At 51.7% G+C, this 25126-nt stretch carries 34 protein-coding genes; 32 read left to right on the top strand and 2 right to left on the bottom strand.

What is annotated here, in order from left to right:
- Window positions 1-89: 89 nt before the first annotated feature.
- Window positions 90-452 (bottom strand): PilZ domain-containing protein, encoded by a 363-nt coding sequence (locus MHN33_RS16260; protein WP_239399335.1) that lies wholly within the window; start codon window positions 450-452, stop codon window positions 90-92.
- 135 nt (window positions 453-587) lie between these two features.
- A complete protein-coding gene (ettA, locus tag MHN33_RS16255) occupies window positions 588-2252 on the bottom strand; it encodes an energy-dependent translational throttle protein EttA (protein ID WP_239399333.1) in 1665 nt (554 codons plus the stop codon).
- A 520-nt stretch (window positions 2253-2772) separates the two neighbouring features.
- Between ettA and MHN33_RS16250 the strand changes: the two genes are divergently transcribed.
- The 32 genes from MHN33_RS16250 to MHN33_RS16095 all read left to right on the top strand — a co-directional run bounded on the left by MHN33_RS16250 (window position 2773) and on the right by MHN33_RS16095 (window position 25016).
- A complete protein-coding gene (locus tag MHN33_RS16250; protein ID WP_239399331.1) occupies window positions 2773-3048 on the top strand; it encodes a helix-turn-helix transcriptional regulator in 276 nt (91 codons plus the stop codon).
- Entirely contained in the window at window positions 3023-3385 is a 363-nt protein-coding gene (locus MHN33_RS16245; protein WP_239399329.1) for a hypothetical protein, read from the top strand. The genes MHN33_RS16250 and MHN33_RS16245 overlap by 26 nt, the downstream gene beginning before the upstream one ends.
- A gap of 9 nt (window positions 3386-3394) precedes the next feature.
- The gene (locus MHN33_RS16240; protein ID WP_239399327.1) at window positions 3395-3814 is read left to right on the top strand and encodes a glycoside hydrolase family protein; all 420 of its coding nucleotides are present in this window, start codon (window positions 3395-3397) and stop codon (window positions 3812-3814) included.
- 39 nt (window positions 3815-3853) lie between these two features.
- The gene (locus MHN33_RS16235) at window positions 3854-4099 is read left to right on the top strand and encodes a hypothetical protein (protein WP_239399325.1); all 246 of its coding nucleotides are present in this window, start codon (window positions 3854-3856) and stop codon (window positions 4097-4099) included.
- A 135-nt stretch (window positions 4100-4234) separates the two neighbouring features.
- Entirely contained in the window at window positions 4235-5056 is an 822-nt protein-coding gene (locus tag MHN33_RS16230) for a baseplate J/gp47 family protein (RefSeq protein ID WP_239399323.1), read from the top strand.
- A gap of 9 nt (window positions 5057-5065) precedes the next feature.
- Complete coding sequence (locus MHN33_RS16225) at window positions 5066-5980, top strand: phage tail protein I (RefSeq protein ID WP_239399321.1); 915 nt, start codon at window positions 5066-5068, stop codon at window positions 5978-5980.
- A 15-nt stretch (window positions 5981-5995) separates the two neighbouring features.
- Window positions 5996-6553: a phage tail protein gene (locus MHN33_RS16220; RefSeq protein WP_239399319.1), complete on the top strand. Its 558-nt coding sequence runs from the start codon at window positions 5996-5998 to the stop codon at window positions 6551-6553.
- A 33-nt stretch (window positions 6554-6586) separates the two neighbouring features.
- On the top strand, window positions 6587-6853 hold the full coding sequence (locus MHN33_RS16215; RefSeq protein ID WP_239399317.1) for a hypothetical protein: 267 nt from the start codon (window positions 6587-6589) through the stop codon (window positions 6851-6853).
- 42 nt (window positions 6854-6895) lie between these two features.
- On the top strand, window positions 6896-7477 hold the full coding sequence (locus MHN33_RS16210) for a hypothetical protein (RefSeq protein ID WP_239399315.1): 582 nt from the start codon (window positions 6896-6898) through the stop codon (window positions 7475-7477).
- A 10-nt stretch (window positions 7478-7487) separates the two neighbouring features.
- The gene (locus MHN33_RS16205; RefSeq protein WP_239399313.1) at window positions 7488-7850 is read left to right on the top strand and encodes a hypothetical protein; all 363 of its coding nucleotides are present in this window, start codon (window positions 7488-7490) and stop codon (window positions 7848-7850) included.
- Between the two features lie 72 nt (window positions 7851-7922).
- Window positions 7923-8912: a baseplate J/gp47 family protein gene (locus MHN33_RS16200; RefSeq protein WP_239399311.1), complete on the top strand. Its 990-nt coding sequence runs from the start codon at window positions 7923-7925 to the stop codon at window positions 8910-8912.
- A complete protein-coding gene (locus MHN33_RS16195) occupies window positions 8905-9627 on the top strand; it encodes a phage tail protein I (RefSeq protein WP_239399309.1) in 723 nt (240 codons plus the stop codon). The genes MHN33_RS16200 and MHN33_RS16195 overlap by 8 nt, the downstream gene beginning before the upstream one ends.
- Before the next feature lie 7 nt (window positions 9628-9634).
- Window positions 9635-10189, top strand: a complete 555-nt coding sequence (locus MHN33_RS16190) for a phage tail protein (RefSeq protein ID WP_239399307.1) — start codon at window positions 9635-9637, stop codon at window positions 10187-10189.
- Between the two features lie 2 nt (window positions 10190-10191).
- A complete protein-coding gene (locus MHN33_RS16185; protein WP_239399305.1) occupies window positions 10192-10920 on the top strand; it encodes a hypothetical protein in 729 nt (242 codons plus the stop codon).
- Between the two features lie 10 nt (window positions 10921-10930).
- A complete protein-coding gene (locus MHN33_RS16180; protein ID WP_239399303.1) occupies window positions 10931-11290 on the top strand; it encodes a hypothetical protein in 360 nt (119 codons plus the stop codon).
- 69 nt (window positions 11291-11359) lie between these two features.
- Window positions 11360-12196 (top strand): baseplate J/gp47 family protein, encoded by an 837-nt coding sequence (locus MHN33_RS16175; protein ID WP_239399301.1) that lies wholly within the window; start codon window positions 11360-11362, stop codon window positions 12194-12196.
- A complete protein-coding gene (locus MHN33_RS16170; protein WP_239399299.1) occupies window positions 12181-13032 on the top strand; it encodes a phage tail protein in 852 nt (283 codons plus the stop codon). Before MHN33_RS16175 ends, MHN33_RS16170 begins: the two co-directional genes overlap by 16 nt.
- Window positions 13033-13053: 21 nt before the next feature.
- Complete coding sequence (locus MHN33_RS16165) at window positions 13054-13533, top strand: hypothetical protein (RefSeq protein ID WP_239399298.1); 480 nt, start codon at window positions 13054-13056, stop codon at window positions 13531-13533.
- 8 nt (window positions 13534-13541) lie between these two features.
- Window positions 13542-15518, top strand: coding sequence for a DUF4815 domain-containing protein (locus MHN33_RS16160; protein ID WP_239399297.1), 1977 nt, complete (start codon window positions 13542-13544; stop codon window positions 15516-15518).
- Window positions 15518-16705 (top strand): hypothetical protein, encoded by a 1188-nt coding sequence (locus tag MHN33_RS16155; RefSeq protein WP_239399296.1) that lies wholly within the window; start codon window positions 15518-15520, stop codon window positions 16703-16705. The genes MHN33_RS16160 and MHN33_RS16155 overlap by 1 nt, the downstream gene beginning before the upstream one ends.
- A gap of 9 nt (window positions 16706-16714) precedes the next feature.
- Window positions 16715-16933: a hypothetical protein gene (locus tag MHN33_RS16150; RefSeq protein WP_239399295.1), complete on the top strand. Its 219-nt coding sequence runs from the start codon at window positions 16715-16717 to the stop codon at window positions 16931-16933.
- A gap of 45 nt (window positions 16934-16978) precedes the next feature.
- Window positions 16979-18460: a hypothetical protein gene (locus tag MHN33_RS16145; RefSeq protein ID WP_239399294.1), complete on the top strand. Its 1482-nt coding sequence runs from the start codon at window positions 16979-16981 to the stop codon at window positions 18458-18460.
- A 9-nt stretch (window positions 18461-18469) separates the two neighbouring features.
- Complete coding sequence (locus MHN33_RS16140) at window positions 18470-18895, top strand: hypothetical protein (RefSeq protein ID WP_239399293.1); 426 nt, start codon at window positions 18470-18472, stop codon at window positions 18893-18895.
- A 406-nt stretch (window positions 18896-19301) separates the two neighbouring features.
- Window positions 19302-20183, top strand: coding sequence for a baseplate J/gp47 family protein (locus tag MHN33_RS16135; protein ID WP_239399291.1), 882 nt, complete (start codon window positions 19302-19304; stop codon window positions 20181-20183).
- On the top strand, window positions 20176-21303 hold the full coding sequence (locus tag MHN33_RS16130) for a phage tail protein I (protein ID WP_239399289.1): 1128 nt from the start codon (window positions 20176-20178) through the stop codon (window positions 21301-21303). Before MHN33_RS16135 ends, MHN33_RS16130 begins: the two co-directional genes overlap by 8 nt.
- Window positions 21303-21860, top strand: a complete 558-nt coding sequence (locus tag MHN33_RS16125; protein ID WP_239399287.1) for a phage tail protein — start codon at window positions 21303-21305, stop codon at window positions 21858-21860. The genes MHN33_RS16130 and MHN33_RS16125 overlap by 1 nt, the downstream gene beginning before the upstream one ends.
- A 33-nt stretch (window positions 21861-21893) precedes the next feature.
- Window positions 21894-22724, top strand: a complete 831-nt coding sequence (locus tag MHN33_RS16120; RefSeq protein ID WP_239399285.1) for a hypothetical protein — start codon at window positions 21894-21896, stop codon at window positions 22722-22724.
- A 2-nt stretch (window positions 22725-22726) separates the two neighbouring features.
- Window positions 22727-22972: a phage tail assembly chaperone gene (locus MHN33_RS16115; protein ID WP_239399283.1), complete on the top strand. Its 246-nt coding sequence runs from the start codon at window positions 22727-22729 to the stop codon at window positions 22970-22972.
- A 76-nt stretch (window positions 22973-23048) separates the two neighbouring features.
- Window positions 23049-23630 carry a hypothetical protein gene (locus tag MHN33_RS16110; protein ID WP_239399281.1) on the top strand — a complete coding sequence of 194 codons (582 nt, stop codon included), beginning with the start codon at window positions 23049-23051 and terminating at the stop codon, window positions 23628-23630.
- Window positions 23627-24364, top strand: coding sequence for a phage baseplate assembly protein V (locus tag MHN33_RS16105; protein ID WP_239399279.1), 738 nt, complete (start codon window positions 23627-23629; stop codon window positions 24362-24364). Before MHN33_RS16110 ends, MHN33_RS16105 begins: the two co-directional genes overlap by 4 nt.
- Window positions 24365-24366: 2 nt before the next feature.
- Window positions 24367-24684, top strand: coding sequence for a PAAR domain-containing protein (locus MHN33_RS16100; protein WP_239399277.1), 318 nt, complete (start codon window positions 24367-24369; stop codon window positions 24682-24684).
- Entirely contained in the window at window positions 24681-25016 is a 336-nt protein-coding gene (locus tag MHN33_RS16095) for a GPW/gp25 family protein (protein WP_239399275.1), read from the top strand. Before MHN33_RS16100 ends, MHN33_RS16095 begins: the two co-directional genes overlap by 4 nt.
- Window positions 25017-25126: the final 110 nt, after the last annotated feature.

Below are 25126 nucleotides of genomic sequence, written 5' to 3'. Positions count from 1 at the left end.
CACATACTGAGTCGGGGATGATTCACTGTCTCAGTGCACAGAGAAGGGTGATCTGCCACCCTTTTGCAAGTTTACCTGGTAAGAGAGACTTAGTCGTGCAGTAATAGTTGCTCCAGGTCGCGGTGAAGTACGTCATCGTCTCCCAGGTTTAGTTCAATCAGGCGTTTGAGGTGAGTCACGCTATCAAGGTCTATCTGACTGCAGTGTACACCCAGATGCCCTTCTTCTATATGACGAACTTGTACTTCCATGGCGATTTGAATGTCGCTTTGCGGTAAGGCAAAGCGCAAACTTGCAGGCTCGTCTTTAAGGGGGACGTACCCAACAGGTAACGTCAGCAGGGCGCCATTCAGTGAGAGGTCGATTACTTCGCATTTGTAGTCGCCACTGGCCGTCATGAGCAGGGCCGGATTTGAAAACAGTACGCGTGAAAATCGTCTACGTTCTTTCATTTGTATTCTCTTAGCTTGTTTATCTATAGCTTAGCCAGTTTTTTGCCGACTCTCCACTTTGCGGTGCAAATTTCAGTTCAGAGCAGATATAAAAAAGCCCCGAAAATCAGGGCTTTTATCTGGCGTTATGAGTGATTAACCAATTTTTTTGTATTTAATGCGCTTAGGCTCTGCGGCCTCGGCACCATAGGTTTTTTTCAGCCACTCTTCATATTCGGTGTAGTTACCGTCGAAGAAGTTCACCTGACCTTCGTCACGATAATCCAGGATGTGTGTCGCAATTCGGTCCAGGAACCAACGGTCGTGCGAGATACACATAACGCAGCCCGGGAATTCCAGGATGGCGTTTTCCAGTGCACGCAGAGTTTCTACATCCAGGTCATTGGTTGGCTCATCCAGCAGGATCACGTTACCGCCGGCTTTAAGCAGTTTAGCCAGGTGCAGTCGGTTACGCTCACCACCTGACAGTTCCTTCACAAATTTCTGCTGGTCGTTGCCTTTAAAATTAAAGCGGCCAACATAGGCACGGCTGGGTACTTCAAAGTTGCCAATTTTCAGAATGTCCTGGCCATCAGAGACTTCCTGGAATACGGTGTTATTGCCGTCCATATCATCACGGAATTGTTCAACGGTGGCCAGCTGCACGGTGTCACCCAGCACAATCTCACCGTTGTCCGGCTGATGTTCACCACTAAGCATTCTGAACAGGGTAGATTTACCTGCACCATTGGCACCAATAATGCCGACAATGGCCCCTTTAGGCACTGAAAAGCTTAAATTGTCGATCAGGACACGATCGCCAAAGCTTTTAGTCAGGTTGTTGACTTCAATGACCTGATCGCCCAGACGCGGACCCGGTGGAATAAATAGCTCGTTGGTTTCGTTACGCTTCTGATAATCCGTTTGCTGCAATTCGCTGAACTGCGCCATACGGGCCTTTGATTTAGCCTGACGGCCTTTCGGATTTGAGCGCACCCACTCCAGCTCTTTCTCGATGGACTTCTGACGGGCCTTTTCAGACTTCTCTTCTTGTTTCAGACGGGCATCTTTTTGCTCCAGCCATGAAGAGTAGTTGCCTTCCCACGGGATACCATGGCCACGGTCCAGCTCCAGGATCCAGCCAGCAACATTGTCAAGGAAGTAACGGTCGTGGGTAATGGCAACCACAGTGCCTTCGTAGTCGTGCAAGAAGCGCTCTAACCAGGCAACCGACTCGGCGTCAAGGTGGTTGGTCGGTTCATCCAGCAGCAGCATGTCTGGCTTTTCAAGTAACAGTCGGCAAATTGCAACCCGGCGGCGTTCACCCCCTGACAAATGTTCAATTTTGGCATCCCACTCCGGTAAGCGCAGTGCATCGGCGGCACGCTCCAGCGCGTTGTCCAGGTTGTGACCATCGTGGGCCTGAATAATCGCTTCCAGCTCGCCCTGTTCTTTGGCCAGCGCATCAAAGTCGGCGTCTTCCATTGCATATTCAGCGTAAACTTCGTCCAGGCGGCTCAGTGCGCGTTTTACTTCACCCACTGCTTCTTCAATGGTTTCGCGCACGGTTTTGCTTTCATCTAATACTGGCTCTTGTGGCAGGTAGCCAATTTTGGTGCCAGGTTGCGGACGTGCTTCTCCTTCAAACTCGGTATCGACCCCGGCCATAATGCGTAGCAGGGTCGATTTACCCGCGCCATTTAGACCGAGCACACCGATTTTGGCACCCGGAAAAAAGCACAGAGAAATATCTTTTAAGATTGTGCGTTTGGGTGGCACGACTTTGCTCACCCGCGACATTGTATAGATATATTGAGCCATGAATTTTGCTTCTCTTTGTTTAGATGTGGTTATTTTAGTGAATGCCGTGCACGGGGGCAATGTTTGTCTGTGGCACAGGGCTTATTGTGAATAATATTCTTTATAATTTTACACATGTTAAACATTGTTCTTGCATTTATTGCTCATAAAACATTTCCCAGAAGAAGTGAGGGGAAATTTTAACTTTATAATTGTTAGGGCATTTTTGACCTGTTTTGCAGCGATGAAAAAGGTATTATAGCCCTAAGCTTGACAAAGCTATAACAAGGATTTGTAAACACGTGATGCGGTTTTTGCATCAGCGCATTATTACTTCAATGACTGCGCCGGCACGCCCATAACAGCGGATGTTACATGGTTTATGTGAACAGCCTACCAGGTTCACTCACGCATCCGCTTAATTCAATGACCAGAAAAACTAACAGTGACCACTGTTGTCTGTGACTGCCTGCCACAATCGCGAGCCGCATACAGGGCGCTGTTTTGTCTGTCAAATGACTTCACCAGTATAAGGAAAACGATGAAGCAATTTATGCATGCAAAGCCGCGGTTAACGCAGCACAGAAAAACACCGTTAGGTGCCGATATCCTGAGATATGCCCGACGTCTTCGAGGTTACACTCAGGCCGAATCAGCTGCGCACTATGGTGTTGAAGAGCGCACATTGAGACGCTGGGAAAACAAAGAGTACAGCCCAAGGTGGAACGACGTAGTCGGTCTGGTGGAGGATGTTTACTCGCTCGATATTTTAGAAGTAATAGGAAAGATCAATGATGATGACACAACCAACCATTAAGCAGCTACGCACCGCTTTAAAGCGCTGGGGTCGATTCTGGCGCACTAAAGAACTGGGTAAAGGGTTTAGCCGTCAGGCTGTGACTGAGCGGATAGGCGACTCCAGTGCATGTTACTCCAGCAGCGACATGATGACGGTGCCAGAAGAGATTGAAACGCTGACGCAGTGTATTGCACAACTGCGACCTGAGTGTATTCGGGCGCTACGAGGTAAATATCTGGTTGAAGGGGATATTGCTCTGGTCGCAAAAACATTGGGATTTGACTCTAAGCGGTCACTGGAATTTTGGCTGGTAAAAGCAGAAAGAAGCCTGCTCCAGAGTTTATGTCATCCATAAGGAGCAATTATGACCATTATGAACACGGTTGAACAAGTAAAAAAGCACGAAGGGTTTCGCCGCTTCCCTTATTACTGTACGGCGGGCAAGCTGACCATAGGTTATGGCAGAAATTTGGAACAGAACGGCATTGCAGAGGAAGAGGCCGAGCAGTTGCTGGCACAGGATGTTGCCAATGCACAGGCCGGCGTGCGCCGCCGCATTGATATTGTGCATTGCAACGAGGCCAGGCAGGCTGTACTGACGAATATGGCGTTTAATTTAGGTATCCAGGGATTGATGGGCTTCAATAAGATGCTTGAGGCTGTGCAGTGTGGCGACTTTGAACGCGCGGCACTGGAAATGCTCGATAGTCGCTGGGCACGCCAAGTCCCGGAGCGGGCACAGGAGCTGGCTCAGCAAATGCTCAGTGGTCAGTGGCAGTCGTAACTTACTGGGGGTAACTATGAATGAGGAGGTGGCCACACTATGCAGGCCGAACAATGGCAAATGAAAAAGGAGCTGAATCTGGCTCATATCCTGACCACCATTGCATTATTGGTATCAGGGATTTTATATCTGAATGATCTGGACAAGCGGATCACCACAAACTCTCAGGAGCTGGCGCACCTAAAGCAGATCCGCAAAGAGGATCAGAAGCGCATTGAAAAGCGCCTGGATTCTATCGATAAAAAACTCGACGCCCTGTTGAGTGCAAAACGCAATAACGGCTAGCTGACAGAACGGCTGATGCAAACCACGCGCATCAGACAACCCCGTCAATGTCAAAGCACTCCGCCACGCCCACTGTTACTGAACTAACCTGACAACACGATTTGGGCGGGATTACTTTGCCCGAGGAACTGACTTATGAATACCGCGATTGACCTTTCACGGCTGGCGCCACCGGCGGTGATAGAAACACTAAATTACGACGAGATCCGCCAGGCGCTCATGGCAGCGATAACGGAACGCTTGCCCGAACACACGCTATTGGAATCGGATCCGGCAGTTAAAGTTTTGGAAGTGGCCGCCTATCGGGAACTGCTGCTAAGGCAAAGAGTGAACGATGCTGCACAGGCAGTGATGCTGGCTTTTGCAACCGGAAGCAACCTGGATAACCTCGGGGCGCTGTTTGGTGTTGCCCGCTCAGAAGGAGAAAGCGATGAACGTTACCGTGCACGTATTCCACTTTCACTGGAAAGCCACAGTATGGCTGGCACCTGTGGTGCGTATCAGTTCCAGGCAATGTCGGCTGACACGCGAGTGCGGGATGTGCATGTGGCCTCAAGCACGCCGGGTGTGGTGGAGGTCACGGTGCTCACGGAGTTGGGGGCTGATCCGGCGGCAGTGCAGGCGGCGGTGTCAGCACACCTGAACCATGAGGATATTCGGCCATTGACGGATCTGGTGCGGGTAACGGTCACACGGCCCACCAATGTGGTGGTTGAAGCGCATATCTACCTGAACCCGGGTGTCAATGAGGCGCGAGTCAGGCTGGCAATTGATACGGCCATGGATGATTTCAATCACGCACATACCCGCCTTGGCAAAGAGATCCCGCATTCAGCCATTATCGATATGTTGCACCAGGGCGGGGTGCGCAAAATCAAGCTTTTGTCGCCTTCGGATGATATCACGCCTGAGGCAACACAGGCCGTCAGTTTGTCGCTGCAACTGTCTTTTTTATAGGAGGATGCAATGGCAGTTTCAGCTGAATTGTTGCCACCTGGTGCGAGCGCACTGGAACGCAGCTTAAGTGAAGTAACACAGTGTACTAAGCGTGGGGTTGTACCTGAGCAGGTTGCTAAGTTATGGGACCCACAAAGGTGCCCGGAATCTTTGTTACCCTGGCTGGCATGGGCTTTGTCAGTGGACGAATGGGACGAAAATTGGCCGAGTGAGAGCAAACGGGCATTGATCGCTCGCTCAGTCCCCATCCACAAACATAAAGGGACGGTGGGATCGGTCAAGCGGGCGCTGTCTTCTCTGGGCCTGGAGCTGGAGTTTTTCGAGTGGTTTGAGGATACCGATGATGTTTATCTGGCCCCGTACCTAAGCAAGGAGCCGCATACCTTTGTGTTTATCGCCTGGGCCAATGCACTGCCATACACCAGCAGAGCTATCAAGCTCGATCAGGCCCTGTACGACGCCATTTACCGGGTGACTAATCAGACTAAGCCACACAAGGCCCACTTTGACTTTCTGGTTGGGGTGAAAATGGCCAGTGGCGCAGCGGCGGGTGCCACCGTCCACCCGATCACACACAAGCGGATGTATGCGGCCGTGGGGCCCTGCACTGGCGATAAAGCCAAACAACGTGACAGCCAGGTTGGGTTGACTTTGGCTGGCAACTTATCTCGTTCGCGCTATCAGGTGCTCAGGCACCGCGCTGGGGTGGATAAACTGCGCCACCGAACCTGGCAATGTGGTTTACGGCAGGGACTGTGCATGACGCGCAAGCCCGTGCAGGTCGTTCGCTTGAGAGGGCTGACGAGTCAGCGAATTCCCGATGAGTTTATTAACAATCGCAGTTGCGCCGCTGCGGTGATGCACATCAGTCGCCGTCGGGTGAGTGCGGTGCGTTGCTACGGCACGCTTGGCGTATCTGCGTAAAGGAGCTTTTTATCAATGAGTATTTTACTACAGCCCGTGATCACCTCGACGGGCTTATCGGCGCTTTTCAGGGCGCAACAAGGTGGCTTTAAAGCCAAAATCAGCAAAGTGGGTCTGGGCAGTGGCAGCTATCAGCCGCATGAGGGGATCACACGACTGCAGGATGAAAAGTATAGGCTCGATCTGGCCAGTGCCAAAACCCTTGCCGATGGTAAACAGTTACATCTGACGGTGCGTGACGCCGAGCCTATCGCAGGAGAGGGGTTTTTCGTTAACGAAATCGGCTTTTACACCGAAGAGGAAGTCAATGGCGAAATTCAGCATGTCTTATTCGCCGTATATTCCTCACCAACTGAGTCTATCGCTTATAAATCCAATGATGTTGAATTGCTGCTGGCGTTTGACCTGGCCCTTACGGGTGTGCCATCTGATTCAATCACGGTGATTGATCAGGGCGTTGAGCTCAACATTCTGGTCGCGCCTGAGCTGGCCAAAATGGGCTCGGCACAAATTGGCAACATGCATCGTCACCTGAAACTGAAATTTGCATTGATGGATCAGGGCGTGCTTTAGGCACCTGGCCAGAACAAACAAGGAGGCACCTCTATGACTCAATACAGCACGGCTCCTGAGCGAGCACAACAGCTGGCCGAAGAAGCCATTAAATTACTCAAACAAGCCAAAGCACTGCAACATCAGGCACACGTTGATGCCGCCCGTATGCAGGCTTATCAACAACACAGTGACGGCCTGGCATTTCAGTTTCTGGCGGCGTGCGCTGAGTATGGTGAACATAGCCCGCAGGCTGGCAAGGCCCGTGAGCGCTGGCTGGGCGCACGTAACGCCATTAAAGCACAGTTTCCAAGAACCTAATTTTATTTAACTTTTTAATTCCAATTTTAAACGGAGAAAAATATGGCATTAGAACACGACATTGCCAGCCTGGTTGAAGCCTCAGAATCGCTGACCAGTACGGTAGACAACAAAATTCAGAGTATTGATAGCACCGTCAGCAGCAAAATGACGGAAGTGAATAGCTTTGTTGCACAGCAAAAGGCCAGGGTTGACAGCTCTTTAGATGATTTAACTGTCATTGGTGATGGAGGCAAGGGCACTTTGTCTTTTGGTATTGCGCAATTTTTTACGAGTGGTTCTGGCCCAACGACTGTCCATTTACGCCTGCCTCTGAATGTAAAAACGATGGATGAAATGTTTCATCTTAAAGTGCGGGGTTACGCCTACCATGAAGCGAAAGTTGTTGATGCAACGTTTGTTGGTTATGCCTACGCAACATACGGTGACTTAATCAATGAGCAAGCCATTGGTTCTCATCTACCAACCCTCTATGTAGGCAGTGATGATCATGTTTATTGCCGATTGTCTTTTGCTCAAAAGCATTTTTTAACTTTCAGTGTAGATGCGATGAGAGTAGGAAACGGTCGCTTATTCAGAAGTGGTGACATTGAAGTGATTGAATCCGATGTGGAACAGCTATAAGGAGTAAATTATGACGGATAATTTTCTGACCATTAACCCGGACCAAATGTCTGATACTCGGGTAGCTTCGGCGAAAAATGCATTGCGTAACAAAGTTAATTTTCATGTTGCTGACACTGCATCATTAACTGGCACTGCAACCGACATTGCGCACCTGCTTCTCAATGAATTGAGCGGCTTTGTCAACAAACTGTCAGAAGCCGACAACCTGGACGATGTGAAAGCGTCTGTGACTTCACTACAAGCCACCATTGGTGATATTGAAGGCCAGGTGGCAACGGGTGAGCTGACTTTCCCGTATCAAAGCAAAGGGCTGGACACCGTAAAACAGGAGATCATTGACCGCGCCAATGGCGTTAACAATCTGCTGTAATTCTCGCCCGCCCGCCGCATTCTTGCGCTGCCCTCTACTTTAATTTCCAAACTTGTAATATCAGGAGCTGCTATGTCTCTGACCAATTTTAGTGCCATAGATATGGCACGTTTACCTGCACCAAAACTGATAGAGCCGCTGAGCTTTGATGAGATAAAAACGGCCATCGTGGCGGACTTTTCACAGCGCTATGACGGGGGAGGGCTGGATTATGCCAGTGACCCTGCCATTAAGCTCATTGAAGCCTTTGCCTACCGGGAAATGCTAATAAGGCAGCGCATTAATGAGGCGGCTGAAGCCGTGTTACTGGCCAAAGCCAGCGGCGCTGAGCTGGATTACCTGGGTGCGCGCTTTGGTGTCAGCCGTGCGCTGCTCTCGTCAGGTGATGCCTCTGCAACACCGCCAGTACCATCCGAGTACGAAAGTGATGAGCGCTATCGCGAACGAGTTCGCCTGGCGCTGGAAGGATTCAGCACTGCGGGACCGGCCGGCGCTTACGTGTTTCATGCTATGAAAGCATCGCCAAACGTACGGGATGTGTATGTCTGCGCGCCTGAATTTGAGCACTCAGCGGTGGCGGACGATGCTGCAACAAGCGCGTTTGTATTGAACTGTACATCAAGTGCGGGACTGAGTGACCCCATGCCGGGTGATGTGGCGGTAACCATTCTCAGTGATGAAGGAACCGGGCAGGCATCGCCTGCTTTACTGAATACAGTCCAGACCTATCTCAACCAGGATGAGATCCGTCCGCTGACCGATAGGGTGAGGGTGAAACCGGCATTGATCCGTCATTTTACCATTCACGCCCGTTTATATTTGTATCCAGGTATGGATGGCGACGCCATTAAGCAGGAAGCATTGAAGACCACCTCTGATTGGTTGCTTGATCATCGCAAACTCGGCCATGACATTTCTTTGTCAGCCCTGTACGCAGTATTGCATCGAGAAGGGGTTCAGCGAGTTGAGTTACTGGAACCACAGTGGGACATCACGGTGGGGCAGGATGAGGCTGCTTATTGCTCCGGGATTGAAGTCGATATCGGAGGCGAGCATGTCTGAATCACTGTTGCCCTGTCAGACGAGCGAGTTTGAGCAAGCACTGGATGAGGCCGGACGTCGTATTTCTAAGGTGCCAGTAACCATTTCGCAAATTTGGGATCCGTGGCGCTGCCCGGCGCATTTTTTGCCCTGGCTGGCCGATGGGCTCAGCGTGGATAGCTGGGACAGCCTCTGGCCCGAGCATATTCAGCGTCAGGTGATTGCCGACAGTGTGCCGAATCACAGGATCAAAGGCACCGTTGGGGCTATTAAGCGGTCTCTGAGCAGCCTGAATGCCAGTGTTGAGTTGCAAGAGTGGTGGCAAACCGGCGGTGTGCCGCACAGTGCTGAGCTACTGGCACTGGCCCATGAAAACCTGGATCCACAGGGAAACACCCTACTGACGCCAAAGCTTCAGGCCCAGCTGTGGCAAACCGTGGCGGCCACTAAGCCATGTCGCAGCCAGATCCAATTTAGTGTTGGGGTTATGCAGCAAAGTAGTTTGGCCCTGGGCGCAGGTGCGGATGCCGTCAGTGCCCAGACTGGTCAATGGCATCAGCACTACGATTTTACTTTTTCACCTTCATCAACACATCTGGCCTGCGTTGCTCAGTCGCTGTCAGTGGCTACGCCTGTTATGCATCAGGCAATAGACATGCAGCTGGCAGAGGCTATCTGGGTTGCCAGTGCAATAGCGACAACCCAATTTCAGCAGGTCGTGATGACAACTGTTTAGGCAATCTATGAGTATCTATACACCCATTATTACCCAGGCGGGGATCAACGCCGCCGTGAATGCGCAGATCCATGGCATTCAATTAGAGATCGGGCGCATCGGCGTCGGTGACAAAGGCTATGTGCCCAATCGCACCCAGACGCGCCTGCAAAATGAACGTAACAATGTGCTGGTCAGTGATGGCCGGGTGATCGGCGACGGCCAGTTTCATCTGTCCGGTGTGTTCTCTGACGATAATGAATATGCCGTCCGTGAAGTGGGCTTTTATCTGAACGATCATTCCGATGATGCCCAGAAAACGCTGTTTGCCATCTGGTCGCATCCGGAGCACGTATTATTTTATCAGACCCCGGTTGCCCGTGTTGTGCAGGGCTTTGACCTGACATTAACGGCAGTACCCTATGAGCATCTGACCGTCAATACGAGTGGGGATCTGAACCTGTTTCACACCCCCGAATTTGTGGCCATGACAGAGGCGCAAACCAGTATGGCCATTGCCCAGCTGCAGTCAAACCACAGACAAATTCAATTTAACGACCGTTTACTCGAACTAGGAGTGTAACTATGAGTAATTCACAAACTATGTCGCTGGATCAGCGTATCGCAGCGTTGCAGCAAACCAATGGAGAGCTGGTGGCGTCAAACAACACGCTGACCCAAACCGTCACCGGAAAAATGTCTGCGATTAACGCCACAGTTGCCAGTGCTGAGGCACGTATGGACCAGGCCATCGCTAACCTGGCTGCCAGTCATTCGGATATGCGTATCAATTATTTTGATGGCGTTGCACACTCCAAAACATCTTTGGAGATTGAAGCTGATCCACAGCAGCCACATATGTCTAAATGGAAACTTGTCCCTGTGACTGGCATAGGCTATCACCAGTACCCGGTAGCGGGTGCTTTAACGCGAGTCCATCTAAAAAATGGCTACAGCTATGAGCCGGGTTACTCAGAGTCTCCCACCCAGTATGCCGCGGACTGGAGTCGTTCCAATATGCAGTTCGTGCTGGCAAATGAACATGCGAACAGCGAGCAGCTTAATGCTGCCATAGAAGCCCAGGGCGCAACTGTTTATACAATCGGTGGATGGAATAGCTGCGCTAAAATGCTGACGATCCCCTGTGTGAGCATTGCTGGGCTGCACCCCTATACACGGCTTTTTGTTCGTTTTGTCAACGCTGTCAGTACTCAGGTTCCGTCTGACAAGCAACCACAGAATATTGTCGATTTTGGTGGCAATGCCACATTTGCCGTTGACCGCGTTGTTAACTATCCGCATATCAAAGCATAGGAGTATCGAAATGGATCAATTTCCAACCCCAGAAGCACATCAGGCCATGCTGGCAAGCCTGGAAAAACAGGTCAAGCGTGGTCAAATCACGCAACGAGTCGGCGACAGTGAGTCACTGTTAGGCACGACTTCAGATACGGCTCACTTGTTACTGGTGGAGCTCTCCAAACTGGTTTCTGCGATTGCCAGCGCAAGCACTCTGGAGGATATTAAACCGACGGCGCAAGGCTGTGTCGATCTCATTGGTACAATCGGTGAGCAGGTTGATTCTGGCACCTTGTATTTTCCCTATCAGCAAAAAGGGACCGAGGTGGTTTTATCCGAAATTCAAAGCCGCGCTAAAGGGGTTTCCGAGATTTTGGCGCCCTAATCACTCCACTTCTGAACCACTTCAAAGGCAGCTTCTGACGCTGCCGGTACTCTCCCTTTGAGGCTCTTCATGACCGACCTTTTCGATTTTGCGGCGCTGCCAGCGCCCGATATTTTAGAATCTATTGAATTTGAAGAAATTTATCAGGCGCGGGTAGCGCGGTTTAAAGCCCTTGCGCCACAGTATGCAGAGGCATTGGCCCTGCAAAGTGAGCCATTATCGGTCTGCTTGCAGGTCGAAAGCTATCGCGAATTGCTGCTGCGTCAGCGCATTAACGAAGCTGTGCAGTCGAACTTACTGGCAACAGCACAGGACGCCGATCTGGACCAGCTGGGGTTGTTTTATGGTGTAGTGCGGGCGGCCAATGAAGCAGACGTCGGATTTCGCCAGCGGATCCGGCAAAAGACCCTGGCATCCAGCACGGCCGGCAGTAAAGACCACTATCGCAATGCGGCACTGAGTGCTGCCCCCAGTGCGATTCGCGACGTGGAAGTAGACAGCCCTCAACCAGGTAAGGTACGGGTGGCAGTGTTATTTCATCCGGACCTGGATCCCGTAACAGCTTTACAGCAGGTACGCAGCTATGTGCTCAGTGATGAGGTTAAAGTGCTGACCGATGCGGTGGATGTGGAGCTGGCCCAGGCCATTGAGGTGGATGTCCGCGCTGATATTTACCTTAACCCGAATACGCCTTTACGGGTGTTTGAACAGCTGGAGGCTAAGCTTTTTGCAGCCTGGCAGACAGAGCTGGCGCTGGGCACTGTGATGACCCCCAGCTGGCTTAGTGCGCAGTTACACGTGGCCGGTGTGAAGCATGTTGAGATCCTTACGCCTGCTACTTTGGTTGAGGTTGCGGCAAATCAATATGTTCAGCTTAAGCAGGTAAACCTATGTCTGAAAACCTGACCCCGAACACGCCATTAGTCCCGCCAAATCATACCGCGCTGCAGTGGGCTTTAGATCAGCATGGACAACTTACCCAGACGCTGGAAGCCGGCATTGCGTTGTTACGCGGCTTTAAGTCTCATCCAAATCCGGATTTGCTGCCCTGGCTGGTATGGGAATATGGCTTAGATCCTTTGGAGCCCTATCTGGACAATTTGGATCAGGTGTTGTTGCAGGGACTGAGCTGGCAACGGATCCGGGGTACCCGGGCGAGTCTGGCCATGGCGGTCGGCTGGCTCGGTGTACCTTTATTACAGATTGAGGAGTCGCAATCACGTCGGCATTTTTACCGCTACCAGCTGCATCTTGACAGCGTGCCCGGAGAGTGGCAACTCAACCGGCTGGCGCAACTGAGTGAGTTAAGTGCACCGGCTCGAAGCCAGTTGGTTCGCATTACCTATCAGCTTGATCTGCGCGAACTGGCTCTGTCTTCGAGTCAGTTTGGCGATTTACTCAGTGATCAGTCTGGCTTTCACTACACCCTGCAAGATGGCAAAAAAGTGAGATTGTCTCGCCAGCGTTCCCACTGTGAACGCACTGATGTATCTGCGCACAGTGAGGGCGGCGCATTACGCAAGCGAGGACAACTATGGGGCCATCTCCATGCTCACCGCCTGGGTGCATTGGTACTGAGTGTCCCGCTAACTTGCCAACTTCAGGCAGGTATTTCGCATCAACGCGCGATTGCCAGCCACATTCACACTCAACCCGGGCTCTGGCAGGGAAGTTGGTCAACGGTGAGCTGGTCAGACAGCCAGACACCTCAGCTTGTCCAGTGTCATTACTCACTTACCTAACTTTCAAAACAAGGAGTTACATTGTCTATTTTCACCTTTAACGGGCGCACTCTGCTTGCACGTAGTGTGGCCCAAACCCCACTTTATCTGGCATGGGGCCGCGGTGATGGCAACTGGCAGACGCCACCATCCGAGCCCATAAGTGCTGCACAACTAGCTGATCCCCTGGGATATCGCAAAGTGAAAATACAAGGTTTTTGCGAACCGGATGAACAAGGCGACATTGAGGTACAAGGCGCGCGTTACCGCCACTGTGCTGAGCCAACGCGTCATGTTTATTGCCAGTTTATTTTTGACTTCGAAGATGCGCAGGGCGAAACCATACGCGAGCTGGGGATCTTTTCGGGCACCACGTTCACGACAGATGTACCTGGCGGGCAGGTGTATGTTTCGCCGGATCAAGTTGTATCACCAGGCACACTGCTGTTACTGGACCACCGGGCACCGTTGGTCAGGGAACCAGGAGTGCGGGAAAGTTTTGAATTTGTGATGAGTTTTTAGGAGAGCCCATGCTACAGGATTATTATCACAATTATGACAAAGCCAGCGGCTATGAACGGCTGCTGTTTCGCTCCGGGCGTGGTTTACAAAGCCGGGAACTGAACGACTTACAGTCGCAGGTTCAGCATCAGGTTAAAGGCATTGCCGATGTCTTACTCAAAGATGGTGATTTGGTCTTTGGCGGTGATGTGGTTATCGATACACAATCGGGTGAGACGCAACTGAGCGCCGCTCAGGTTTATCTGGATGGTCATATCAGAAGCCTGCCTGCTGCCACACTCACCATTGCGCTGCAAGGCCCGGTGGATATTGGTGTCTGGCTGACCCACAGTGTCGTAACGGAAGTGGAAGACCCGGGGCTCAGAGATCCAGCCGTGAATGCCCTTAATTACGATGAGCCTGGTGCTGCCAGATTACAGCAGCATTGCCTGTGGGGGTTGCGAGATGATGCCCTGGCTGAAGAAGATGCTTTTTACCCGGTACACCGCATCGAAGAGGGAGTGCTGATCATTAAACAGCCACCGCCTCAGCTGGATGCCGTGACTCAGGCGCTGGCCCGCTATGACCGTGAAGCCAATGGCGGCAGCTATGTCGTTGAAGGCATGGCGTTGAGCTATCGTGACCGCGAAGCCGACCAGCAGGTCTTTAGCTTGCAAGAAGGTAAGGCACATATTCAGGGCTATGAAGTGGCCTTTGATACTGCGCGCAGCACCGCCTTTAACTGGGATCCTGATATAGGCACGGTCAGGGAGGAGCCTAAAGCCTTTATCAGTGTTCCGGCGTCGGACGATGGCACACGCAGTATGCGGGTTGATCTGGATTTCTTCCCGGTGAAAGCGGTGGAAGAAGTGAATGTCAGTATCGAAAAAAGCGCCACAATAACCCGTGCTCAGCTGGCAGGCGGTGAAGATTTGCTACCGGATGAATCGGTGCTGGAGATCCTCAGTGTGACGCAGGGTGAGACCACGTTTGTTGCCGGAGTCGACTTTTTGTTTTTGCGTAACCACATCAGCTGGCAACTTAGTGGCGCGGAGCCTGCACCCGGCAGCCAGTTTGAGGTGCGTTATCGCTTTCGTACTCAGGTGGCAATAGACCATGATGAGTTCGGTTTTACTCTGCAAAAACAGCAGCCACAGGGTGAACTGGTCGAGAATGCGCTGATCACAGTCGATTATCAGTGGTATCGGCCACGCATTGACCTGGTGGTACTGGACCGCTTTGGCCAGCTTAAACGTATTAAAGGCCAACCTGCCCACCAGTTGCCCGTAGCACCTAAAGTGCCTGCCAACCATTTGCCACTGGCGCAGGTAAGTCAGAGTTGGTACGCCGAACAGGCGCCGGAGATTGAAAACCTGGCGGTCAGAGCGGTGTCTATGTCTGAGCTGGAACAAATGCAGTCTCAGATCAGTGATTTGTATCAGTTGCTGGCGATTGAGCGACTGCGTAATGACGCCAACAGTGAAGAATCCGCCAGCAAGTTTGGTGTGTTTGTCGATCCCTTCATTGACGACGATATGCGCGACGCAGGCGTTGAACAATCGGCTGCCATTGTTGATGGTGAGCTGATCTTACCCCTGAGTGCCGACATTGTTGAACTGTCTTTGCCGACCGGCAGTGTGCTGACCTTGCCCTATGAACTTGAAGACGTGCTGGCGCAAACCAAGCAAACCGGCAGTATGAAGGTGAATCCGTACCAGGCGGTTGAACCTATCCCTGCCACTGTACGTTTGTCACCCAGTGTTGACCACTGGACCCAGACAAGTCGCAGCTGGACCAGCCCAATCACCCGGCGCTTTGATATTGGCCGGGGCTTACGCAGGTTAACCCGCACTCGCACCAGTACTCAGGTATTGAACCGGACCACGCGTCAGGCTCAGTTTATGCGTTCACGTTGGGTGAACTTTACCATTTCCGGATTTGGCCCGCTGGAAACCCTGGACCGGGTGACCTTTGATGGGATCAGTGTCCAGGCTCAGGAGGTTTAATGATCAAGGCAGACAATAATGGTCAGGTACGTGGCCGATTTTTGATCCCCGGTAATGTGCCGGTGGGCAGTAAAGATGTGCGCTTCAGTGGCGCAAAGGGCTCGGTGGGGCAGGCGCGTTATACCGGCAATGCCACCATTCGCAGCGAAACGGTCAGGCGCATCAATTCCATTGTGACGGTGCGCTACGATCCGCTGGCGCAAACCTTCACCCTGCCAGAGCGCCGTTTCATAGCCGCAGTTGAGCTGTGGTTTAAAAAGACCGGTGAGGAAGCGGTCCGCGTGCAGATCCGTGAGACCGAGCTGGGGATCCCCAATCAGACGGTGCTGGCTGAGGCGACTTTAGAGCAAGGCGACATCAAGCTCGCTGGTGAACCAACTTTATTTGAATTTACCCCGGTGTCGCTCAATGCTGGTGAAGAGTATGCGCTGGTGGTCCTCACGGATGGCGCTGAACATGAAGTGGCGATTGCTGAGCTGGGTAAGTTTGACAGCCAAAGCGGCTGGGTAACCAGTCAGCCCTATCAGGTGGGTGTCCTGTTATCTTCAAGTAATGCGTCCACCTGGACACCGCACCAGAATCGCGATCTGGCATTTCGTCTCAAAGCAGCGCGCTTCACTCAAACCGAGCGCCAGGTTGCACTGGGCGAAGTGGCACTGGATAGCCACACAGACTTGCTGGCGCTGGCCGTTGCGGAGCGCCCGGGCAGTGACACTCAGCTACAACTTGAGTTCTCAGGAGAAAGTACAGGTACGTTCAGCTTGCAGGAGCTGCAGTCAGTACGACTTGCCAATAAAGCCACAGAAACACTCAGCGTCAGTGCCAAACTGACCGGTACGGCGACTCAGTCTCCGGTGTTGTTTGAAAGCGTACAGACGGCGCTGGGCAAGGTGGCAGAGCAGGCCGATTACGTGACCCGGGCGATTCCCTGTGAACTGGATGGCAGCCTGAAAGTGAGTTTTGAAGCCCAGCTGCCCGGTGTGGCGAAAGTCACAGTTTTGATTGAGCAGAGCGACACCTGGGCAGAGGTACCACTGAAATCGGCGCAGGCCGCGGATGAGGGCTGGCAGTTGTGTCACTATCAGTTGGATAACCTGACACAGCGCAGTGCCCGGGTGAAGTTGCTGTTGTCGGGCAGTCACACCGAACGGCCCAGGGTACGTGCTTTGCGGGCATTTTCTATCTAAGGAGGCGGTATGAATAATCCAGTAACCACGCATTTTTCATTGCCGCTGCCGCACCCGGACAACCTGTTGCAACAGGATGTCTTGCGGCTGGCCAGTGCCCTGACGGCAGTAGATATGCAGTTATATCAGCAACAACACATTCAACAGCAACAGTATCAGGCGGTGCAGGAGAAGTTGCGCCGTAGCCGTCTGAACCAACTGCTGGGTGAGCCCCTGCTTGCGCTCTAGTGCAGGCCCCTTCATTTACTTTCTACATCATTCAACGAGGAATTTATGGCAAGTATACAAACTGCTGTGCAGGTCATGGTCGACAAATTAGTCGCCGACATGCAAGGCGAACAACCGCTTAGCGCTGAAGAGCAGGCGCTGGTTAGCAATGCAATCACGAAACTGGCCGACAACGAAAAACTGGAACAGGCTGTTGTGGCAGTGGCCGAATCACATATAGATGATGCCACGACGGCGCTGCAACAGGCCGCTCAGGTCGGCCAGACCAGCCTGCAGCAGGCGGCGCAGACCCTTAACGACAATGGCGCTGCGCTTGAAGGGAAAGCGGCCAAGCTGGATCAGCTGGATGCAATGGCACCGAGTCTCGCCCGGGTTGAAGCTTTGCAGGGGAGGGCTTTCTCTAATCAGATCAAGCCTTTGTTTGGGATGGTACCTTTGGAGACTGCTCATTCAAATGCCCAGTACAGACGTTCTACAGCGGTTTTGGCTGTCTATGACCATAGTGGTAAAACATATTTGGTTCGCCCTGGGTTTACCCACGGAGCTGACCAGGAACAATGTAGACTTGAGCATTTGATGCTTGAAGACAATGGCAGCGCTAAAGTAACCACCAGTACGAGTTATTTATACTCGAATGTCTTTGCGCAAAATCCAACCAGTAAAGTGTATATGTATGGTGCAAGCGCTTTTTTACCATTGGGAACAAAAGACAACCCTGCTGATATCGACTATGACGTGGTATACAGCACTCAAGATTCGCAGGCAACAGCCACTGTAAATTATGGCGGCGTGTTTGTACGTTCACAGGGATTCACTTCATTGACTAAGCCTAAGCAAAACCTGAATGCAATAGACCAGTATGGCGTATCAACTAATACCAGCCATAACTATGCCAGTGTTGCTGTGTTATACGATAATGTGAAACATTGTTTAGTTATGGTAGATGAAAATACTTCGTTGCTTATTGAGAAGTACCGGGATGGCAATGTCGTTACCAATATAGCGATTGCTAACCAGGCTGAACTGCAGGCTTATGTGGATGCAAGAGATTTTACAACGGTTAATTTCATTCATCACTTGGTGGATCATCCTTATGGAATGAACAGGTATTCAGGCAGTGAATCAAAGCTAAGCAGCTATGCCGCCAGCTACTACGGGTTCTTTGGGGTATTTAATAACGTGGTAAAAATGGGGGGGTCTAAATACAGCGCCCATTATCGTTTCACAGCTGAAAAGCGACTTGAGCCGCTTAACTTTTTCTTTATGAGTAGTTCTGAACCTTATCGGACTCCCAGTTCAACCGGCATGACTAATAGTGAGGGAGAAGTCACAGTGGCGTTGGAGAGCCAGGATGGTGAACTCCTTGGAATGTATTCTTATCGTTCCAAGGCTGACAATATTGGTTATGATGCAGGTATTGTGGCTGGGTCCATAAATTGTATAAATCCCTACAATCATATTGGCCTGCTCAATGAGCATTATTTGTACAACCAATACGGCCTTGGCCGTACCTGTCGCGCATTTTAAGGAGAGATCATGAGTTGCGAATATTTTGCCGATAAAGGCATGAAGATTGAGGGAAACTATTGGCTGGTGCATCCGCACACGGGAGAAACCTGGGATGAAGCGTCTGTCGAGGCCTTTATCGCTGCTTACCAGCCACCTAACCAAAGCGAAGACGCCATTGCTTTACGCAAGGCTGCGCTGATTCGTGAGATTAAACGCGCCGTTTATGATTGTCTGGAAGCGCAGCAGTGGCGTGTGACCAAAGTTCAGGAACATTTACTCATGGCACAGCTTAGCCGCGATGATGTACAGCAACAGGAAGCAACGGTATCACTGCGGGCTGAACTGGTAAAACGCGAAGCGCTGCGCAAGAAAAGTGATGAAGCGGAACAACAGGTTACAGAGCTGACTTCCATTGAAGCGCTGGATGCATTCAGTTTTACAGCAGCGCTGTAACTTTGCTGCTGTCGGGCATGAAAAACGTGAAAATACTCAATCCGGTCAGAATTGACCGGTTTTCTGCCCTGAGAATCAGTAAGATATACCTAAGCTTGAGAAAGTTAAGTCAAGCAACCAGGTAACTGTTATTTTTGTAGTTAAATAATCCGCAAGTTAAAAACCACTGGCTCGTATTACGACTGGTGGTTTTTTTATGCCTGATTAACAGTGGCTCACTCTGTGACATTTAAACCGGTCAAAGTTGACCGTTTTTAATTCCAGAAAATCAGTAAGATACACCTAAGCTTGAGAAAGCTAACAGAGATTAAAAACAGACTTCCCGTGATAAACCCGATGCGGTGCTGCACTGATGCAGGACCAAATCGAGTTTTTTTATACCCTTATTGTAAAGACCGAGGATGAGATGAGCCAATTTGCAACACCAGACCTGTCTCGGGTGCCTTTGCCGGACCTGCTACAGGATGTGGATTTCGAGCAGCAGTTTAGTGAAATCAAACAGCGTTTTTTGGCGTTACATCCTCAGTATGCTGAAGCCCTTAAACTGGAAAGCGACCCGCTGACCCCCTTGTTGCAAACGCTGGCTTACCAGCAGGTACTGAATACTCAGCAGGTAAATGATGCGGTCAAAGGAATGATGCTGGCAACAGCCAGTGGCGCAGATTTGGATGCCATCGCATCGCGCTATAACCTGCTGCGCGGCGACGGTGAAAGCGACATCCGGTTTCGCCAGCGTATTCAGCTGGCCTTTGATGGGTTAAATACCGCGGGCAGCGCATCGGCCTATACCTTTCATACTTTGTCGCTCGACCCGGCCATTCGGGATGTGACGGTGCGCAGTCCGGCGCCGTGCGAGATCACCCTGACCATTTTGAGTAACGAAGGGGACGGTACGCCCACGCAGGCTTTGCTCGACAAGGTGGGTAAACATTTTGCGGCCCAGGGATGGGAGCACCAGGGGGCCTCGCAAGTCAGACCTCTGGGAGACAGAGTAACTGTGCATGGCGCACAAATTGTGCCCTTTACGGTTAACGCCCAGCTGATTGTGTTACCTGGGCCGTCTGCCGAAGCTATCCGGCTGGCGGCCGAAGACGCATTGCAAGCCTACCTGACAAGTCGCAGAGCGTTGGGCAAAAAAGTAACCCGCGCTGGTTTGTTTGCGGCGCTGCATCGAGAAGGGGTAGACGAAGTGAACTTGCTGTCTCCCGCCAGCAATGTGTCTGTCACACAGACTCAGTCGGCCTGGTGCGAGCATACGCAAGTGACTGTGGTGGTCAAAGATGAATGAATTATTGCCAACCAATGCATCGGCGCTGAGCCGGGCGGTTGCGGATGAGATAGTCAGACCAGATCAGGTACGGGCTTTGCTGCTTGATACGCTGAATATCAGCAACAGGAGCCAGGCAGAACGTCAGCGCCTTGCCACACAGTGGCGGTTAAATAGCACGACCGACCGAGCTTTTGTTAGTGCGGATATCAGTCTGCTACTGACCTTACTATGGGACCAGGCGATTTGCCCGGCAGCTAAGCTAGCTGAGCTTGCCCGGGCACTCAAGATCCCTAACTGGCACCACTACCTGGATGAACAAGCACAGCGCCGGGCGCTGCAGGATGCCTGTATTTTACAGGATATCCGCTTGCTGCTTCGTGCGCTTTGGGATCCCATGCTGTGTCCAGCGGCCCTGTTACCCTGGCTGGCCTGGGCGATGTCGGTGGATGAATGGGATGAAGCCTGGTCAGAAACACTCAAACGCCAGGTTATCCGTGATGCCTTTGCGGTGCACCAGTACAAGGGCACCCCTTACGCGCTGCAAAAAGCGCTCGACAGTTTAAATATTGCTACTGAGATCAAGGAATGGTGGCAGTCCGAAGGAGCGGACACTCCCTCAGATGAGGTCATGCCGCCCGGGACGATTAAAGTCTGGGCACTGGTGAATCAGAATTTGGACGACCAACAGCAAGGACTGCTGACTCCCCGGATGCTGAAAAAAATCCGCCGGGTGATCAATGCCGTCAAGCGCGGCGCGATTCATGTTGATTTACAGCTGGGTATAGCATTAAGCGAATCTCTGGCACCTTTCGGGGCGGCACAATCGCCGCTGACCCTCATTGACTATGAAGCGATGGGAGTAGGCATCACGCCTGATCCGACTCCGGGCTCGGTGGCAATAATCGCGGCGGGACATTTACTTCATTGTCAGCGCTGGCGCGCAGAGGGCGAGGGGATTAAACCGGACTCTGGTTGCGGCACCCTGTCCGCCCATGGGCTGCTGCAGTCGTTAAATAATGCCCGCATTGCGGTCGACGGTGTTGGTGTAACCCCCGATACATCGGCCGGGCACTTGGCGCTATTTTCTGGTGTTCATGCCCTGAATATTCAATCTTTTCATTTCCAAGGAGTGACTTAATGTCAGCATTAACCTTGCAATTTACTCAGGTGGGGCTGGATGCGCTGTTGTCGGCGCGCGCCAGAGGCTTTAAAGGGCAAATAAGCCATATGGCCTTTGGCGATGCAAGCTACACCCCGTCGAAAAATCAAACCACGCTGCGCGCTCAAAAAGAGCTGGTGGAAATTGCCGACTCGGATTATACCGACGGTGAAAGCAGCAGCCTGAAAGTGGCCGCCAAATTCGAGGCACCGCTGGAATACGCCATTGGCGAAATTGGCGTATTTCTGGATTCCGGCGAAAAGCTGGCAAACGGGGAGCCCAAGCTTATTTTACTGGGCGTCTACTCAAAACCCAATACTACGCTTGGGTACCGGACGCCGGATGTCAAGGTGCTGCAGTGGCTCACCCTGAGCCTGACACAGCTGCCCTCTGACAGTGTTGAGGTCAAACTTGGCGTTGATAACCTCAACCTGATCCTCGACAACGAACTGGCCGAGCTGGCCCTGGTCCAGTTAGATACAATGCATCGCCAGATTGCACAAGAATGGCGACTGACGGCCCTGGAACATGCCTGATAAAAGAGACTTACAAAGTTTAAAGGAGACTATATGACAACTGAAACTAAACCAATCTCGCAGCAACTAACAGAGGTCGCAGGGCGTGCCAACGCATTGTGCCAGACTGTGGCCGATAAAGCCGGTGAAATAACAACCACACTGAATGCCAAGCTAGCGCAGGTTGATGCCCGTGTAACAAACGCTGAAGCGTCGCTCAATACTGAGATGGCTCAGGCCCAGTCTGAGTTTAATAGCTGGAAAAGTGGCCATACTGAACTGGTTAACGGCTTGGATGTTCATAAACAAGGCAAAATAAAGCGTTACTTTTTTGCGACTACGCTTGGTAATGGTGGGTATACAGCAGCTGATGGACCGGATGCTGCTTTTCCGCGTTGCGCCGCGCCACAGGAGCCCTACTACATCAATTTACTTGAATTTGACGCACGAAATGGCGGTGGTTTCGGCGCACCCGGTGACTACTTTAAATGCGAAGTTATTATGACCCATCGAGGGATGTTTGCATCCGCATACACCGAGCGCCTGGTGTTTACTGGCACTTCATTTGCGGACTGTGTTTCTGCCGTGATGGAAGCAAAAAATATTGTCCACAATAACCATCTGAGCCTGTTTATTTCAGAGCCGGATAACCCTGACAAAGAAATTCCTCTGGGTCCGGATCTGGCAGGGTCGTCGGTCCCTGTGAATTTCAGGGCAATTAATCAGGGCTATGACTCGGGAATCGCGAGGTTAACCCTTAAAGTTGACCCAAGATTCCACTGCGGCGCATCCCGAGCTATTAGCGTAAGCACTGAGTATACGTCGGAACGTGGTCGCCCTAGTGCAGAGCGCATCAGTCAAAACCAACCTACATGGGAGCAGTAAACATGGACACAGAAGAAAACGAAGTGCAAATGCCCGTTCAGCAACTAGCAGATGAGAGTCAGTGGCACTCAATCAGAGTAATGCGCGATGCGTATTTGCGCTCAACGGATTGGTTAGTACTGAAGTATCAGGAAACACAAGGCGCGATCCCTGAAGAGCTGAAGCAATACCGTCAGGCATTGAGAGATTTACCGCAGGCATTTAGTTCGCCAAACGAAGTCGCCTGGCCGGTCAAACCCGAGCTGTAATATCGTCCCCTTCGGGCACGTCGCCCGCCCTGACTCACTGATTGTCTTCGAGTCTTTTTAATCTAAGAGCAAGTCTATGCAACGAACGACCTTAATCACCCAGGTGCTTGAGCGCCTGACGACGTCCCTGGCACAGGTGGCTCAGGTGGATTACCTAATCCCGAGCCAGGTTGCCCCGGACCTGACCCAGCAAGCGCAACTAACTGTCACGCCTAAACAGGAACGACAGGCCAGCGAGCTGCAAAGTAAAGGCACCGATAAAGGTGTCAGCTATGGACCGGCGTACAACAAAAATCTCAGCCCAAACCCGCTGGACAGGCGGGTGCTGAGCGTGCAGCTTGATATTGCGTTGATGGATGGCGATAAAGCCAGGCTACTGGAGCGGCTGGATGAGGTACTCAGCACAGGCGAAGCCGCGATGCAGGCGGACGACGTGCCCACCCACTGGCAACACTTTATTGCCGAGCAAACGACCTTTGCGTTTAGCCAGCACAGTGAAGGGATTAAAGCACAGTTACAGCTGAGCTGGTCATTTTACTATCAGGTTGAACAAAGCGAATCACCTGGCACGCCCATCACGGACGTTTATCTGGGGCAGCAGGGTTATGAGCACAAGTTAATCTACAGCACCCAAACGCCTGCCGGGGAGGTGCTATGAATCTGGATCCTGCTCAATCTGAGTTAGCATTATCTGACTTACAGCATCGTTTAAGCAAGCTGATCACGCTTGGTACGGTGCACGAGGTTGATTACGAGACGGCCCGGGTAAAGGTAAAAATCGGCGACTGGATCACGGCCAAACTTCCCTGGCTGACCGACATGGCTGCACATAACATGACCTGGCGCGCCCCGGAAATTGGTGAGCAGGTTATTGTCCTTGCGCCCTGTGGTGACACCGCTCAGGGGGTGATCCTGGGCAGTGTGTATAGTGCGGCAGCTGATCACCATAAACCCGACCATGTGCTAGGTGCAGGGGAAAGTTACGCTGCCGCAAGCAGCCGTGAACATGTACATCGCACCCGCTATCAGGATGGCGCGTTGGTGGAGTATGACAACCAAAACCATGCTTATCACCTCTATGTGCCGGATACCGGTGGTGAGGAAACTGCGAAAATCACAATACACAGTGACAGAGACATTCACATCGAGTGTGGTTTTAACGCCACGATAGAAGTGGGCAATAACGCCTCAATCAATGTCGTCAATGATGCCAGCCTTACAGTGGGTAATGACGCTACTGTCAGCGCTGAAAAGAACATGCGCATTGCGGCAGGAGAAACTCTGACGCTAGAGGGCAAGCAGGTCAATGTCAGTTCAACGGAACAGAATATTGCTGTCACGGCGACGGGCAACTTATTGCTCAATGCGCAGATGATCAAAGCCCAGGAGTAACTATGCCAGCCATTTCGTTGAATAAAGCCCAAACCAATTTGCACGATGATTACAACCCAGCCACGGTGGCCGCAGCGCAAAGCACCTTTAAGGTCGGTGAAGATGCCGTGTTGTGTGTTGGTGACGTATTGTCCGTGCACTTACACAGCAAAGACAGCAAGCTGCCGCCTCACGCAGGGCACACGGTAACAAAAGGTGCACCGGGCTTTACCATTGGGGGGAAGGCGGTCGTCCGAGTGGGCGATACCAGTAGTTGTAACGCAAAGCTCGAAGATGGGTATGCTCAGTTCATAGTGGGTAATAAAGGAGGTGAAACATGATTGGCATGCATGCCAAGACAGGTAAGCCATTGGGGGGTGTTGAACATCTGAAACAAAGTATTCGCGATATTGTGACGACCCCCAAGGGAAGTCGGGTGATGCGTCGCGAGTATGGCTGCGGTTTATTTGAACTCATTGACCGGCCATTTTCACATTCTCTGGTTGGTGATATTACCATTGCCATTTCCAATGCTCTTGAGCAATGGGAGCCGAGGTTCGCACTTGAAGGGGTGGCGGTGCACCCGGCCGGAGACGGCAAATTATCAATCGCCATTGAAGGCTTATACCTGATCAATGGTGAACCGGTAACCATCGAAGGGATCCAAATCTAAGTTCTGATTTTTTAATTTTCTCAACATATTTTTCAACTTAAGCCACAGCAATTGTGCTGCGTTTTGTCGCTGCACATCTGTGGCTTTTTTATTAGCTAATTGACATACCT

The organism is Pseudoalteromonas sp. OOF1S-7 (genome assembly GCF_022347765.1).
Classification (GTDB): Bacteria; Pseudomonadota; Gammaproteobacteria; order Enterobacterales; family Alteromonadaceae; genus Pseudoalteromonas.
The sequence above is the reverse complement of the archived record's forward strand: the minus strand, read 5'-3'. Positions and strand labels throughout refer to the sequence as shown.